The 14,102-nt window shown below is 72.4% G+C and carries 14 protein-coding genes; 6 read left to right on the top strand and 8 right to left on the bottom strand.

Annotated elements, in window-relative coordinates:
• Positions 1 to 1,357: 1,357 nt before the first annotated feature.
• Positions 1,358 to 1,663, bottom strand: coding sequence for a hypothetical protein (locus ACWD1U_RS35830; RefSeq protein WP_451113547.1), 306 nt, complete (start codon positions 1,661 to 1,663; stop codon positions 1,358 to 1,360).
• Between the two features lie 337 nt (positions 1,664 to 2,000).
• On the bottom strand, positions 2,001 to 2,450 hold the full coding sequence (locus ACWD1U_RS35835) for a spore-associated protein (protein ID WP_451113548.1): 450 nt from the start codon (positions 2,448 to 2,450) through the stop codon (positions 2,001 to 2,003).
• A gap of 654 nt (positions 2,451 to 3,104) precedes the next feature.
• On the opposite strand from ACWD1U_RS35835, the gene ACWD1U_RS35840 reads away from it, so the two are divergent.
• The 3 genes from ACWD1U_RS35840 (at position 3,105) to ACWD1U_RS35850 (ending at position 5,598) form a co-directional block, all read left to right on the top strand.
• Positions 3,105 to 4,025, top strand: coding sequence for an SCO2400 family protein (locus ACWD1U_RS35840; protein ID WP_451113549.1), 921 nt, complete (start codon positions 3,105 to 3,107; stop codon positions 4,023 to 4,025).
• A gap of 49 nt (positions 4,026 to 4,074) precedes the next feature.
• Positions 4,075 to 4,812 carry a class I SAM-dependent methyltransferase gene (locus ACWD1U_RS35845; protein WP_451113550.1) on the top strand — a complete coding sequence of 246 codons (738 nt, stop codon included), beginning with the start codon at positions 4,075 to 4,077 and terminating at the stop codon, positions 4,810 to 4,812.
• Positions 4,813 to 5,169: 357 nt separating this feature from the next.
• Complete coding sequence (locus ACWD1U_RS35850) at positions 5,170 to 5,598, top strand: VOC family protein (protein WP_451113551.1); 429 nt, start codon at positions 5,170 to 5,172, stop codon at positions 5,596 to 5,598.
• A gap of 336 nt (positions 5,599 to 5,934) precedes the next feature.
• Here ACWD1U_RS35850 and ACWD1U_RS35855 read toward each other — a convergent pair whose 3' ends face one another.
• From ACWD1U_RS35855 to ACWD1U_RS35875, 5 genes are all read right to left on the bottom strand, one after another.
• Complete coding sequence (locus ACWD1U_RS35855) at positions 5,935 to 7,191, bottom strand: MFS transporter (RefSeq protein ID WP_451113552.1); 1,257 nt, start codon at positions 7,189 to 7,191, stop codon at positions 5,935 to 5,937.
• 143 nt (positions 7,192 to 7,334) lie between these two features.
• Positions 7,335 to 7,787, bottom strand: coding sequence for a YbhB/YbcL family Raf kinase inhibitor-like protein (locus ACWD1U_RS35860; protein ID WP_451113553.1), 453 nt, complete (start codon positions 7,785 to 7,787; stop codon positions 7,335 to 7,337).
• A 177-nt stretch (positions 7,788 to 7,964) separates the two neighbouring features.
• Positions 7,965 to 8,420: an archease gene (locus ACWD1U_RS35865; protein WP_451113554.1), complete on the bottom strand. Its 456-nt coding sequence runs from the start codon at positions 8,418 to 8,420 to the stop codon at positions 7,965 to 7,967.
• A gap of 55 nt (positions 8,421 to 8,475) precedes the next feature.
• Positions 8,476 to 9,078 carry a DJ-1/PfpI family protein gene (locus ACWD1U_RS35870; RefSeq protein WP_451113555.1) on the bottom strand — a complete coding sequence of 201 codons (603 nt, stop codon included), beginning with the start codon at positions 9,076 to 9,078 and terminating at the stop codon, positions 8,476 to 8,478.
• Positions 9,075 to 10,070: a GlxA family transcriptional regulator gene (locus ACWD1U_RS35875; protein ID WP_451113556.1), complete on the bottom strand. Its 996-nt coding sequence runs from the start codon at positions 10,068 to 10,070 to the stop codon at positions 9,075 to 9,077. Before ACWD1U_RS35875 ends, ACWD1U_RS35870 begins: the two co-directional genes overlap by 4 nt.
• A gap of 118 nt (positions 10,071 to 10,188) precedes the next feature.
• Between ACWD1U_RS35875 and ACWD1U_RS35880 the strand changes: the two genes are divergently transcribed.
• The 3 genes from ACWD1U_RS35880 (at position 10,189) to ACWD1U_RS35890 (ending at position 12,872) form a co-directional block, all read left to right on the top strand.
• Entirely contained in the window at positions 10,189 to 10,845 is a 657-nt protein-coding gene (locus tag ACWD1U_RS35880) for a dienelactone hydrolase family protein (RefSeq protein ID WP_451113557.1), read from the top strand.
• Positions 10,846 to 11,106: 261 nt separating this feature from the next.
• Positions 11,107 to 11,766: a phosphoribosyltransferase gene (locus ACWD1U_RS35885; protein ID WP_451113558.1), complete on the top strand. Its 660-nt coding sequence runs from the start codon at positions 11,107 to 11,109 to the stop codon at positions 11,764 to 11,766.
• A gap of 125 nt (positions 11,767 to 11,891) precedes the next feature.
• Positions 11,892 to 12,872: a TerC family protein gene (locus ACWD1U_RS35890; protein ID WP_451113559.1), complete on the top strand. Its 981-nt coding sequence runs from the start codon at positions 11,892 to 11,894 to the stop codon at positions 12,870 to 12,872.
• A 17-nt stretch (positions 12,873 to 12,889) separates the two neighbouring features.
• Here the strand turns inward: ACWD1U_RS35890 and ACWD1U_RS35895 are convergent, their stop codons facing one another.
• Positions 12,890 to 14,080, bottom strand: coding sequence for a CaiB/BaiF CoA transferase family protein (locus ACWD1U_RS35895; protein WP_451113560.1), 1,191 nt, complete (start codon positions 14,078 to 14,080; stop codon positions 12,890 to 12,892).
• Between the last annotated feature and the right edge of the window lie 22 nt (positions 14,081 to 14,102).

The raw sequence follows: 14,102 nt of genomic DNA on the forward strand, positions 1-14,102 counted from the left end.
CTGCGCGAGATCGCCGCCGGGTTGGAGAACCCCGTGCTTCCGAGAGGGGCGTCCTCTCCGGGCTGACGTGATCCGTCGACTGCCACCCGTCCAGCGCCCGGCAGAGGCGGGTGCGCAGTGGGCTCGGTGCGGGCACCGTGCGCAGGCGTGTTCCATGAGTTCATCGCCCAGGGCGTGAGCTTGCTGCGTACAGCATGCTGGGCAGTGGGCGCCGACAGGGCGTTTCCACGGCAAGTCGGCCTCGGGCCCGGCGTCGGACACCGGCTCTCCCGCCTCTCGCCCGAGCGCTGGGCCCGCGCCGCCACCACGCCGCTCGCGTCCTCCTCGACGCCGATGACATGACGAACGCCTTCGCCGAGCTCCGCCCCGTCGAACCGGCCGCTCCCCATGAAGCCCGCCGGCCCGTGGTGCCCCCCGGCTGACCCGCGGTGCTCTCGGTGGAATCCCCAGCGAACGCCGAGTGCACCCCGGCCCGGACCGGCGCCAACACTGGGGGCCGGGCGGTCGGCCCGACGACCGACGTCGGCCCGGCACCGTCTCGCCGGCACGGACCGAGCGGACCACCCCGGTGCCGACAGGGCAGGCGATGGCCCTCGACGTCGGCGACCATCACGCTCATGGCGCGGGTACTGGCCGCCGGTCCGGCCGCGGTGGTCGCGACCACCGCTCCCACGACCCAGAAGATGTCGGTGTCCTGTGCGGCGGCGATCCGGTGATCCGCACCGCGGGCGGAGCCGAGGATCGCTTCCGTGGCTCCGCCCGCCGGCACTCAGGGGTCCTTGCACTATGAGCGTCCGATCAGGTCGCGTGGTCTGGTGCCGTGCATCGCAAGGCGCCGGAGGGCCCTGGTAGCGAGCTGCCTGGGCACTTCGGCAACGCGGCGAGGCGCGGTGCCAGACCACGCGACCCGGGCGGGCATAGTGCAAGGACCCCTCAGACCGAGGCGCGTGGTGTGCCGCGCATCGCTTCTCTGGCTTCGTCGAGGCCTCGGAGGGAGTCACGTCGTAGCTTGCTCCGCTCGGGTCGAGCAGCACCGGGAACGCGAGCGTCTGCCCGGCGGCGGGGGCGAGGGAAACCTCGATGCCTGTCCCGGCCGCCTTCATCGTCACGGGGACTTCGGTGCCCTCGGCGTCAACAACCCTGGGGGCACTGAGGAAGGTGACCAGGTTGCTCTGCCCGTCCGCGATCATCACCGTGTTGTTGGAAACGGCGGAGATCTCCTGCCCTTCCTGCAGATCGACCTGGTAGGTGAACGTCTGCGGTGCCTCGCTGCTGCGCAGCTGGTGGAAGACTTCGACCCGATTCTCGCTGTCGCGGACGGCGATGGTGTCGGCGTCGCGCTGGGTATTGGGGGAAATCACCAGGCCGGTCTCTTCAGTTGTGCGGCCGTAGCAGAGGCGACAGGGAGCGCCCAGGTCGTCGAGTCCTCGGTCCGGGCGGAGAGCACCTCGACGCGCTTCCCCTGGAGGACGGCGGCCAGTCTGGCCGCCGTCTCGCTCGTCGCTTCGGTGCTCTCCGCGCGATCACCCGCGCCCCCCTGGCCCGAAGCAAGCTGCTGCAGCCCGTCGGCACTGCCGTCGTCCAGGGCCGCTTCGGCCGACTGAACGGTGAGTGACAAGCAAAGTGCCAGCGACGCGGTCGTCGCTACAAGACGCTTCTTCACTCTTCCTCCCTTCACCTGCACATAACCCACCTCTTGGTGAGGGCCAGGCAACTATAAGGAGAAGATCGGACTACATGATCACGATGGAAGCTGTGTGAATCGGGCCAAAGGGGTGGTGGCCTAGTGGAGTTCGTCACGATGACGAGCCCTGACTGGAGCATTCCCGGGCAGCGCGACCGCTGGGAGGGTGCCTCGGCGGCCGCGCGCCGGAGTGTGCCGCTGCAGCCCACCTTGGTCCGCTCCTCGTTCACGAGCGCGATCCCGCGCGAAGAAGCCGGGCCACCCGGTCCCCCGCGATCGCGCGGCGGGGGAGCGCGGTGACCCGGCTGGAGGGGGGTCAGCGGGTGAAGGTGACCCGGTGTTCCTTCAGGGCCCCGCAGTTGGAGCCGTAGACCTGCACGTACGTGTTGTTGATGCTGCCACCCCAGTCCACGCAGTGGCCCTTGCCGTAGACGTACGTCGGACCGGCGTACGAGGTGAACAGCCCCTCGTCGTACTGACTTTCCCCGGTGTCCGGGACGGAGATCCAGGCGGACATGGGCGCGGCCTTGCCCGGGTTGTTGCGGATGGTCGCGACGCAGTTCCGGCCGTTGGAGGCGTTGTAGGTCAGGTAGACGGTCCCCAGCGAGCCGACGGCCGCCGAGTTGACCGTCTTGTAGCCGCTTCCGCAGACCTTCTGCGGCGTGGTGTTGGGCGCGGCGGAGGCCGGTGACGCCAGGGCGGTCATGGTCCCCAGCGACAGTGCCGCCACGGCGGAGGCGGCCAGGACGGAACGGGTGAATCTCATATTTCCCCCTTGCAACTCTTCGAGGTGGTTGCTCCTGCATGGTGTGACCCGCAGGGTGCCCAAAGGGTTGTGCTTCGGTTCGCGGGAGATGCGGCGAGAACGGCGATCTAACGGCTCGCGAGGGCAATGGAGTTGGGGGCTGGACGGCGGGCTCGCTCTCGACCGCTCCGGTCGGCTCGACACCTTCGGCCCGGGCGATCTGCACCTGGTCGACAGTTCGCGGGCCCATGACCTGTGCCCGGCCGACGACCGGGAGTCCCGCGTCGCCGGGAGGGGGCGTGGACTTTTCCAAGGAGCTGCTTCCTCTGCCGCCGCAACGCGTCCCGGAGTTGCCGGGGCGGGCGCTCGGCCGGGAGGGCATCGGTGCTCTCCTCACGGGCTTCCTGGCCGCGCTGGACCGGCAGGCGCCTGGCGGTCGCACCTCGCCACGGCCCGGGTGGCCGCCGGGTGGCCGAGCGTGCCCAGGCGGCGCCGGTTTTACTCGTGGGTCGCTTGAGGCACACGTGAGATCCAGAGGATCTGCGCAGGGGTGTCACACAGGCTGCACACCGCCCTTCCAAAGTCTCGTTAGCGTTGCAGCTCGATCCCACGTGCGAAACGTGACCAGGTCGCGGCCGGCGAGCCGCTGGAACAGCGAGATCGGGAAGACCACACATGGACTACTGCTCGTCGTGCCGTCGGCACCTCAACGGCGCCCTGGTCTGCCCGGGGTGCGGCGCCTACGCCCCGGACATCGCCCCCTCCGCCGCCGACGGCCGCGCCGGCCCGGCCCCGGCGACCGCCCCGGCCGCATGGGAGGCCGCCACGGGTCCGTGGCACGAGGGGACCGTGTGGGACCAGACTCCCGCCGGTACGCAGGAGTTCCCCGCCACGCACACCGGTCACGAACCCCTGGGCCCCGACTCGTTTGAAGGCCAGGACGCCCCGGACACCGGCACCACCGAGGGCTATGAAGCCCGGCCGCAGGGACGGGCGGCGCGGCGTCGGCAGATGGCCCGCTGGAAGAAGAACCAGCGGCGCGCCGTGGTCGCGACCGCCGTCGCGCTCGTCGGCGGCGGACTGACCGTCGCCGCGATGAACGGGAACGCGACGCCCGGCGTGCAGGCGGCCACCGCGCCGGAGGACACCACCATGGGCGGTGCGAAGGGAGAGGCGCCGACGTACACCGAACCGACGTCGAGCCGGCACGACACCGTGCGTTCCTCGCCCACCACCCCGCCAAGCGCCGACCGCGCCTCGCGCCACCAGCAGCCCCGGGCCGCCGACTCCCGCACCGCCCCCTCGGACACGCGGACCAGCGCGGCCGCCGAGCCCCGCGAGCTGCCGCTGACGACCCCGCCGCAGCGGCGGACCACCGTCCCGAGCACCGTCGACACGGTCACCGGCAACGCCGGTTCGTCCTCCTCGACGGCCACCGAGCCGACGACAGCGCCGGCCGCCGGGACCGGCACGGACACGCAGCAGCCCGCGTCCCCCGCGACGCCCCCGCCCGCGGAGAGCACCACGTCGCCCGCCACGCCCCCCTCCGACTCCGAGTCGAAGGAACTCTGCCTGCTCGTCATCTGCCTCGGCTGAGCCGAAAACCGGTGGCCGCCCCGCCACCACGCTTCGTACCGTCGGGCGCATGGCTGACGAGTGCTTCCGGCATCCGCGGCTCGCCGCGGTCTACGACCCGCTCGATCCCGACCGTCGCGATCTCGAACCGTATCTGCGCATGGCGCGGGAGTTCGGGGCACGGCAGGTGCTCGACATCGGCTGCGGAACGGGCGTGTTCGCACTGCTGCTGGCCGAACGCGGCCTCCGGGTCGTCGGCGTCGATCCCGCCGCGGCGTCCCTGGACGTGGCGCGCGGCAAGCCGGGCGGTGAGCGGGTGCGGTGGATCCAGGGCGATGCGGCGGCCTTGCCGCCGCTGACCGCCGACCTCGCGACGATGACGGGCAACGTGGCCCAGGCGATCGCCGACTCCGAGGACTGGCGGACGGCCCTGCGCGGCGCCCGTGAGGCGCTGCGGCCCGGCGGTCGCCTGGTGTTCGAGACCAGGGTCCCGGCCCGCCGCGCCTGGGAGGAGTGGAATCGCGAGGGCACGTACGGCGTGACGGACGTGCCCGGAGTCGGCGCGGTCGAGTCGTGGGCCGACCTGCTCGACGTGAGCGGGCCGCTGGTGAGGTTCCGGTGGACCTACGTGTTCGCCGCGGACGGGCAGGTGCTGACCTCGGAATCGACCCTGCGCTTTCGCGAGCGGCACGAGGTGGAGGCGCAACTCGTCGCGCAGGATTTCGTGGTGGAGGACGTACGGGACGCGCCCGACCGCCCGGGCCGGGAGTTCGTGTTCGTCGCACGGCGTCCGGAAACCTCGCGCTGAGGCGGCCCGGCCGGCTCCGCGGCAAGCGGCGCCGGCCAAGGCGTGCGCACAGCGCCGAGGCCGACCACCTTCACCTCGTCCGCACCCACGCCGTGTGCACCGTCGACGCACCGGAGCTGCCCGCCCTGGAGGGGGCGATCGCGCTGGTGGCTACTGCTGACCGGAGAGCGGACCGGAACGAGCCTGCGGCGGGTCACCGGTCCCTCGGTGACCCGCCGCAGCCCTTCTTGATACGGCCGAAAACCGCTCGACGCCCGGAGCCGCCTCTGTCTACGATCCACCGCGCGGCATCGCGTGTCGGTCACCGGCCGGGTGAGGCATGGAGGCGCCGCGGAGATGCCCGTGGAGGCATTGACCGTGTCAGTCGAGTTCAATCACACCATCGTTCTGTCCCGTGACCGGGAGAAGTCCGCTCGCTTTCTCGCGGAGATCCTGGGACTGGAGGTCGGGGCGCCGGCCGGGGTGTTCCTGCCGGTGACGACCGCCAACGGCGTCACGCTGGACTTCCTCACCATCGACGCCGACATCCCCATGCAGCACTACGCGTTCCTCGTCTCCGAGGACGAGTTCGACGAGGCCCTCGCCCGCCTCGTCGAGGCCCGGATCCCCATCCAGGCCGATCCGCACGGCAACCACCCCCGCCGCATCAACCGCAACGACGGCGGCCGAGGCGTCTACTTCCTCGATCCGGCGGGCCACGGCCTGGAAATCATCACCCGCCCCTACGGCACGGACCCGTCCTCTCCCTTGAACGGGGTCACGGAGGATGTGCCCGGGGCGGTCTGAGGGGTCCTTGCACTATGAGCGTCCGATCAGGTCGCGTGGTCCGGTGCCGTGCATCGCAAGGCGCCGGAGTGCCCTGGTAGCGGAGCTGCCTGGGCGTTTCGGCAACGCGGCGAGGCGCGGTGCCAGGCCGCGCGACCCGGGCGGGCACAGTGCAAGGATCCCTAAGCCCGGACCGCGGCCGGGGACGGGGGCGCATCCGCTCCCGTCCCCGTACTCCGCACGGGAGGAGCTGCTGTTCGCCGACAATGCGGGAACCTGCCCCGCGACCCGAGGTCGAGTCCGACGCCATGTACGTCCAGGACTCGTGCATGCGGCCCCGGTCTGCTCGTCGGGCGGTCAGCCGCCGTCCGACTCCGGCGCCAGGGTCGCCGGCTCGGCGGTCGTGGCCGGTGCGTGGTCCCGGCGGGGGAGTAGGAGAGGGGTGGCGAGGAGAAGGCCGCCCGCGAGGGCGATGGCCGTGCGGGGGCCGGCCAGGCCGGCCAGGAGGCCCCACAGGGCGGTCGTGCCCGCGGTGGTGGCCTTGCTGGTCGCCGACCAGGCGGCGAGGGTGCGGGTGACCCGGTCCGTGGGGGTGCGTTCGAGGCGGTAGGTGGTGAGGACGGGGTTGAACACGCCGCAGCAGGCGATCAGTCCGAACTCGACCAGCATGACCAGGGCCAGCCCGGGCGTACCGGGGCCGATGAGTGCCAGACCGATGGACCAGCAGGCCCGGAGCGCCCCCGTGGTGCGCAGGACCCGGTCCCGGCCGTGGCGCGCGACGAGGCGGGGGGCCAGGCGTGAGCCGAGCAGGCCGCCGGTGCAGGGCACGGCGAAGGCGAGGGCGTACTGCCAGGGGGCGAAGTGCAGGTCGTCGACCATCAGGACGAGGAGCGGGGGTGAGGCCGCCATGATCAGGGCGTTGACCAGGACCGTGTTGAAGAACAGCGGGCGCAGGGCCGGATCGGCGAGGATGTGCCGCCAGCCGTCGAGCAGATCTCCGGCCCGGGGGCGGGCCACCGGCCGCACAGGGGGTTTCTCCGCCCCGCCGATCGCCCGGAGTCCGAGCGCCGAGAGCAGATAGCTCGCCGCGTCGGCCACCACCGTCGTCACCGGGCCGAGCAGGCCGATCGCCGCCCCGCCCAGCGGCGGCCCCACCATGCTGGCGGTCCAGGTCGTCGCCTCGAACCGTCCGTTCGCGACGAGCAGGTCCTGCCGCGGCAGCAGCGACTTCAGGAACGCCCCGGCCGCGGCGTTGAACGTGATGTCGGCCGCCGCGACGGCCACCGACACCAGCAGCAGCTGCCCGAAGCTCAGCCGGCCCAGGGCGAACGCCACCGGGACGCTCAGCAGCACCACGCACCGCACCAGGTCCGCCGCGATCATCACGGGCCGTTTGCGGCGGACCTCCACCCACGGCCCGAGCGGCACCGACACCGCCGCGCCGACCGCCGGTCCCACCGCGGCCAGCAGCGACACCTGCCCGGGCCCGGCGTCCAGTGCCAGGACCGCGATCAGGGCGAACGCGTCGAACGCGAGCCACGTACCGGCCGTACTGACCGCGTAAGCACCCCACAACCACCTGAACTGCCGGCCCAGCGACCGCCTGCCCGCCATACCCGGCCACACTCCCAGCTCCCGCGGACAACCCGGTGTTGACCAGGGGCCATCCAAGCGAGGACCGGGCGGGCCGATCAAACAACCGCCCGCACCCGCGCCACAACCGACCGTTGTGCCACGGGCGGACGAGGACAGGAGTCTCAGCGCTGGTACAGCCCCACCAGCGTCCCGTCCGCGAGTCGGCGCTTCTCGACCTCCTCGTGCACCTGGTCCGCACGCGGCGCGTCGGGCAGGACGCACGGTTCGGACAGGGCGTAGAGCCGGAAGAAGTAGTGGTGGGCGTCGTCACCGGGCGGCGGATGCGGGCCACCCCAGCCCGGCTGACCGTACCCGTTGACGAGCTCCGTACCACCCGGCGGGCAGTGCCCGGCCTCGACGCCGTCGCTGTGCGGATCGATGCCGACCACGACCCAGTGGGCGAAGGTACCCGAAGGGGCGTCGGGGTCCTCGCAGAGCAGAACCAGTTCGGCCGCGTCGTCCGGTACGCCGCTCCAGGTCAGCGGCGGAGAGACGTTCGGTCCCTCGTACGCGTACCGGCGCGCGAGGAACGAATGGTCGTTGAACGCGTTGCTGCGCAGTTCTATGCCGGTCATAGGGGCCGGGGTACCCCTGCGGGAACACCGGGACACGCGGTTCGAGCCGATCGGCCCGCCCGCGACGAGCCGCCGAGGCGCATCGCGGGCGACGACGGGAATGCGACGACAGGGCCTCCGGGCCGGCCTCGTCCCGCCCCGACGTGCGATCACGCGGGCGCCCCGTCACCGGCAGCGTCAGGCGTCCACCCGTACCGCGCACGACCAGCCGTACGGATCCGGGCCGATCCGCAGCTCGTCCCAGGCCACCGCCCTCGGGACCGCCCCGGTGATCCGCACGTCCGCGAGAGCGGCGACGGCGAGGCGTACGTCCAGGCCGCCGTCGGCCTCGTCCGCCTCCACGTCCACGGGCACTTCGCCGTACTCCTCCAGCCGGAAGATGATCTCGTCCAGCAGGGAGGCGAGCAGGTCGGCGTCGCTGGCCTCGGCGAGCCGCACTCTGTCCGTGGCGGTGGGCCGTACCCCGGACACATCGGCGAAGGACTCCACCATCGCCAGCACCGCCTCGGCCAGACAGTGCTCGCGGCACGCCGCCCACGCCTCGATCCGGATGTCGTCCGGATGCGGCACCGCACGGTGCCCGCACTCGCCCGGTCGCCGTACCTGCCCGCCGTCGCCCGTGTCACCGCCCATGAACATCGCCTGCCCGGGGCTCGCGCACCCATGCAGCGCCCGCCCGGCGCGTCGATCAGACGGGTTCGTCCGCGAGGTACGGCGGCGCCGGGTCGTACTGGATGTAGCGGCGCACGGCCCGCGCGTGCTCCCGCCCGTGCAGCCGGCCGACCAGCCACAGGGCACTGTCGATGCCGGCCGAGACGCCCTGGCTGGTGACCAGGTTGCCGTCCACCACATAGCGGGCGTCCCGGACGACCGTCACGTCACCGCGCGCCTGGAGGGTGTCCTCGTGGCTCCAGTGCGTGGCCACCCGGCGTCCGCGGGCGGGCCCGGCGGCGTGCAGCAGGAACGTGCCGGTGCACACGCCGTGCACCCACGCGGCCCGGTCGGCCGTCTTCCCGATCCAGTCGGTGACCACCGGGTTGTGCACCTGGACCTCACGCGCGCCCCGGCCGCCCGGCACGTGCAGCACGTCCAGCGGCGGATGGTCGTCCAGGGTGTGGTCGGGCAGGACGCGCATGCCCTTGTTGCAGCGCACGGGGCCGGAGTGCTCGGCGACGAGCACGGCCGTGTCCGCGCTGTCGCGGAGCAGGGCGGACACGGTGAACACCTCCCAGGGGCCCACGAAGTCGAGCTCCTCCGCCTCCTCGAAGACCAGCAGACCGTAGGTCGTCATAGGGGTTCCCCTTCCTCTGAGTCATGGAGAGCGCCGGTGGGTTCCGCGGTGGAGCGGAACCTGGCGCGGTAGTCCGACGGCGCGACACCGAGCCGGCGGTGGAACGTGCGGCGCAGCGTCTCCGCGGTGGTGAAGCCGTAGCGGCGGGCGATGGCCTCGACCGGTTCGTCGCCCTCAGTGAGGGCCCGCTGGGCCGCTTCGAGGCGCACCCGTTCGACGTACGCGGCGGGCGGCACGCCGAGTTCGGCGGTGAACCGGCGCTGGAGGTGGCGCGGACTCAGCCCGGCGTGCGCGGCGAGGCCGGCGATGTCGTGCCGGGCGCCCGGATCGGCATGGATCGCGGTGACGGCGGCCCGCACCGGGTCGGTCGCCGGCTGCCGTGACCACAGCGCCACGCTGAACTGCGACTGGCCGCCCGGGCGGCGCAGGAAGAGCACCAGGTGGCGGGCCACCGCGTGCGCGACGTCCCTGCCCAGGTCGTCCTCGACCAGGGCAAGTGCCAGATCCATCCCCGCCGTCACCCCGGCCGACGTCCACACCCGCCCGTCCCGGACGAAGATCGGGTCGCAGTCCACCCGCACCTCGGGATGCTCCCGGGCCAACTGGCCCTCGCGGGCCCAGTGCGTGGTGACCCGGCGCCCGTCCAGCAGCCCCGCGGCGGCCAGCAGGAACACCCCGCTGCACACCGAGGCCACCCGCCGCGCACCGGCCGCGGCGGCCGCGATCCAGGAGACCAGCACCTCGTCCTCCCGGGCCGCGTCGACGCCCTGCCCGCCGACGACCACGAGGGTGTCCGTCCCCGCCGGATCCAGGTCCGCCACGCCGTGTGCGGCGTGCACGAGCAGCCCGCTGACCGAGTTGACCGGCCCCGCCCGGGGCGCCACGACCTCGCAGGCGTAGCCGCCCGCGCCGTGGAACACCTCGTGCGGGCCCGTGAGGTCGAGCGGCTGGAAGCCGTCGAAGACGACGAAGACGATACGACGATCGGTCACGTCTCCACGCTCCTCCGGGCCGGGGCATGGCGTCAACGACACGCACCCCACACTTCGCGCCATGGGACGTCTGCCACCGCCGGGGTACCACGGGACGCAGGGGGAGAGGAGGCTTCCGATGATCTCTGAGACGGTCACCGTGCCCGCCGGCGGCGCCGCCCTCGCCGGCGATCTGGACCTGCCACCGCACGCCCGGGCCGTCGTGCTGTTCGCCCACGGCAGCGGCAGCTCCCGCCACAGCCCCCGCAACCGCGAGGTAGCGGCCGGCCTGCGCACCGCCGGACTCGGCACCCTGCTGATCGACCTGCTCACCGAGGCCGAGGAACGGCAGGACCTGCGCACCGCCGAACTCCGCTTCGACATCCCCCTGCTGGGTCGCCGGCTGGTCGCCGCCGTCGACTGGCTGGGCCAGTGGCACGCCACCCGGGGCCTGCCCGTCGTCCTGTTCGGGGCGAGTACCGGTGCGGGCGCGGCCTTGGTCGCCGCCGCCGAACGCCCCGATCGGGTCCGGGCGGTCGTCTCGCGCGGCGGGCGCCCCGACCTGGCGGGTGACGCGCTGGACGACGTACGGGTACCGGTGCTGCTGATCGTGGGCGGGCGGGACGGGCACGTGCTGCGGCTGAACGAGGAGGCGGCCCGGCGGCTGTCCGCGCCGTACACCCTCCATGTGGTACCCGGCGCCACCCACCTGTTCGAGGAACCGGGCGCGCTCGAGCAGGTCACCGAGGCGGCCCGGCGGTGGTGCGACGAGCAGCTGACGACCGCCGCGGGCTGACGACGGCGGGCCCCGCCGTCCATCGGCAGGCCGACGCGCAACCGCGCGCTGTGCGGCAGCGTTTCCGGCGGCGGCGTGAGGAGGGCCGAGCCCTGCCGGGTGCCGGGTGCCGGGTGCCGCGTGCCGGGACCGCTTGCCCGTGCCGCGTGCCGGGTGCCGTGCGACCGCCCGGCTCGCGGTGCATCGTCCGGAAGGCAGGGGGGTACGCGGGAGCCGGACCGGCCGGGTGGCCTCTCCGTTCGGGAAGCAGAGGTGACCGTCATGCGGTTCCGTGATCGCCGGCAGGCCGGCGGAGAACTGGCCGAAACGCTGCGCACCCGGCAGGGTGAAGGTGCCCTGCCCGATCCCCTTGTTCTCGCCTTGCCCCGCGGCGGCGTCGCCGTGGCGCGCGAAGTCGCCGACGCGCTGGACGCCCCGCTCGACGTACTCGTCGTACGGAAGATCGGAGCGCCCTTCCAGGAGGAGCTCGGCGTCGGCGCGATGGCCGGGGACGAGGTGCCGCTCCTCGACGAGGACGCCCTGCGATACCTGGGCATCGGCGAGGCCGCCCTCGCCCCCGTCATCGAGCGGGAGCGCGCGGAACTGCGCCGCCGCGAACGGCTGTACCGGCAGGGCCGCCCCGCCCCCGAGCTGCGCGGACGCACCGTGATCATCGTGGACGACGGACTCGCCACCGGCTCCACGGCCCGCGCCGCGCTGCGCTTCGCCCGCCGCCAGGCGCCCGAAAGGGTGGTGCTGGCCGCCCCGGTGTGCTCCCCGGAGGCGGCGAGGCTGATGCGAGCCGAGGCCGACGAGGTGATCTGCCTGCACCAGCCGGCCGCGTTCATGGCCGTGGGCCTCTGGTACGAGAACTTCGACCAACTGACGGACCAGGACGTCCTTCGGGCGCTGCACGGTCGGCACCGCTCGGTGAGCCAGTAGCGGGCCATCCCGCGTGAACCCGGACCACGCTCGGATGTAGCCGTTTGTTCACCTGGCAGGAGTGGCGAGAATCAGCCACGACGGGCGACGATGTGCCATCCCCGGATCTGCACCAGGAGTAACGAGTGAACGTCTCTTTGTCCGTGTGGCTGCTGACCGTCGCGGCCCTGTGCCTGCTCGTCGCCGTCGACTTCTTCGTCGGCCGCAAGCCCCACGATGTCTCCATCAGGGAAGCCGGGACGTGGACGGTGGTGTGGATCGTTCTGGCCGTGCTGTTCGGGCTGGGGCTGTGGTACTTCGGTGGGAGCGGGCCCACCGGCGAGTTCTTCGCCGGTTACATCACGGAGAAGTCCCTCAGCGTCGACAACCTCTTCGTCTTCGTCCTGATCATGGCGAAGTTCGCGGTGCCCTCGCAGTACCAGCAGCGGGTGCTGATGATCGGCGTTCTGATGGCCCTGGTGCTGCGCGCCGTCTTCATCGCGGCGGGCGCGGCGATCATCTCCACCTTCTCGTGGGTGTTCTACCTCTTCGGCGCGTTTTTGATCTGGACCGCCTGGAAGCTGGTCCAGGACGCCCGCAAGGAGGACCACGAGGAGGAGTACCAGGAGAACAAGCTGCTGAAGATGGCCGAGCGCCGCTTCGGCGTGGCCGACCGCTACCACGGCACGAAGCTGTTCATCACCGAGAACGGCAAGCGGATCATGACCCCGATGCTGGTCGTGATGCTCGCCATCGGCTCCACCGACGTGCTGTTCGCCCTCGACTCCATCCCCGCGATCTACGGTCTGACGCAGGACCCGTACATCGTGTTCACCGCCAACGCCTTCGCCCTGATGGGCCTGCGCCAGCTGTACTTCCTCATCGGCGGCCTGCTGAAGAAGCTGGTCCACCTCTCCTACGGCCTGTCGATCATCCTCGGCTTCATCGGCGTGAAGCTGGTGCTGCACGCCCTGCACGAGTCGGGCGTCCACGTCCCGGAGATCAGCATCCCGTTCTCGCTGGGCTTCATCGTGCTGGTCCTGGCCATGACGACGTTCACCAGCCTGCGGGCCTCGAAGAAGCAGGAGGCCGAGGAGGCGGCACGGCGCGCCGCCGGGTCCCGGTAGGCCGGACCGGGACGTGGTCAGACGACGCCGTCCGCGCGCAGCGCCGTCACCTCCCCGGTGGTGCGGCCCAGTTCGGTGAGGATCGCCTCGGTGTGCTCGCCGACCGCCGGGACGGGGTCCATGCGCGCGGGCAGCCCCGCGAGGTCGGCCGGCGGGAGCAGCGCCTCCACCGTGGCGCCCGGCACCCCGACCTCGGTCCAGCGGCCGCGGGCGGCCAGCACGGGGTGGTCCAGGAACGCGGCGACGTCGTTGACCCCTGCGCAGGCGATGCCGATGCGCTCCAGGTCCTTCAGGATCTCCTCGGAGCCGGAGCGGGCGAAGCGTCCGGCGACGATCGTGTCGAGCTCCTCGCGGTGGCCTACGCGGTCGGCGGCGGTGGCGAAGCGCGGATCGTCGACCAGCTCCGGCCGGCCGAGGAACTCGGCGCACAGTGCCGTCCATTCCGGCTCGTTCTGGATGGAGAACAGCACCTCCTTGCCGTCGGCGGCGGTGTACGTCCCGTACGGCGCGATGGTGGCGTGCCGGGTGCCCAGGCGCGGGGGCTGGGTGCCGCCGTGCCGGGTGTAGTAGGCGGGCTGGCCCATCCACTCCGCGAGAGCCTCGAACAGGGACACCTCCACGGGGTGCGCCTCGCCGGTGGTGGCGCGGGTGTAGAGGGCGGTGAGGATGCCGCTGTAGGCGTACATTCCGGCGGCGATGTCGGCGACGGAGATGCCTGTCCGGGCGGTCCCCTCCGGGGTTCCCGTCAGCGACACCAGCCCGGTCTGGCTCTGCACGAGCAGGTCGTACGCCTTGCGGTCGGCCCAGGGGCCGGTGGTGCCCCAGCCGGATATCGTGCACGGGATCAGGCCGGGGCGGCGGCCGGTGACGGTGGCGGCGTCCAGGCCGAGCCGGCCGGCGGCGCCCGGGGCGAGGTTCTGCACGAAGACGTCGGCGCCGTCGAGGAGGTCGTGCAGGATCTCACGGCCGCGCGGGTCCTTCAGGTCGAGGGTGAGGGACTCCTTGGAGCGGTTGAGCCACACGAAATAGCTGGAGTGGCCGTGCACCGTCGTGTCGTACCGGCGGGCGAAGTCGCCGCCGCCGGGCCGCTCCACCTTGATCACGCGGGCGCCGAGGTCGGCGAGCTGCCGGGTGGCGTAGGGCGCTGCCACGGCCTGTTCCAGGCTGACCACCGTGACCCCGGCCAGGGGATACCGCTGCACGCTCATGCCTCAAGCTCCTGAACCTCGT

This window comes from Streptomyces sp. NPDC002788, from assembly GCF_053592115.1.

What these genes read in the sequence shown, in the direction of transcription:
- ACWD1U_RS35895 (WP_451113560.1), bottom strand. Translation starts at nt 14,080, where the DNA reads ATGAGCGTGCAGCGGTATCCCCTGGCCGGGGTCACGGTGGTCAGCCTG.
- ACWD1U_RS35860 (WP_451113553.1), bottom strand. Translation starts at nt 7,787, where the DNA reads ATGACCGGCATAGAACTGCGCAGCAACGCGTTCAACGACCATTCGTTC.
- ACWD1U_RS35885 (WP_451113558.1), top strand. Translation starts at nt 11,107, where the DNA reads ATGCGGTTCCGTGATCGCCGGCAGGCCGGCGGAGAACTGGCCGAAACG.
- ACWD1U_RS35865 (WP_451113554.1), bottom strand. Translation starts at nt 8,420, where the DNA reads ATGGGCGGTGACACGGGCGACGGCGGGCAGGTACGGCGACCGGGCGAG.
- ACWD1U_RS35855 (WP_451113552.1), bottom strand. Translation starts at nt 7,191, where the DNA reads ATGGCGGGCAGGCGGTCGCTGGGCCGGCAGTTCAGGTGGTTGTGGGGT.
- ACWD1U_RS35880 (WP_451113557.1), top strand. Translation starts at nt 10,189, where the DNA reads ATGATCTCTGAGACGGTCACCGTGCCCGCCGGCGGCGCCGCCCTCGCC.
- ACWD1U_RS35845 (WP_451113550.1), top strand. Translation starts at nt 4,075, where the DNA reads ATGGCTGACGAGTGCTTCCGGCATCCGCGGCTCGCCGCGGTCTACGAC.
- ACWD1U_RS35870 (WP_451113555.1), bottom strand. Translation starts at nt 9,078, where the DNA reads ATGACGACCTACGGTCTGCTGGTCTTCGAGGAGGCGGAGGAGCTCGAC.
- ACWD1U_RS35835 (WP_451113548.1), bottom strand. Translation starts at nt 2,450, where the DNA reads ATGAGATTCACCCGTTCCGTCCTGGCCGCCTCCGCCGTGGCGGCACTG.
- ACWD1U_RS35840 (WP_451113549.1), top strand. Translation starts at nt 3,105, where the DNA reads ATGGACTACTGCTCGTCGTGCCGTCGGCACCTCAACGGCGCCCTGGTC.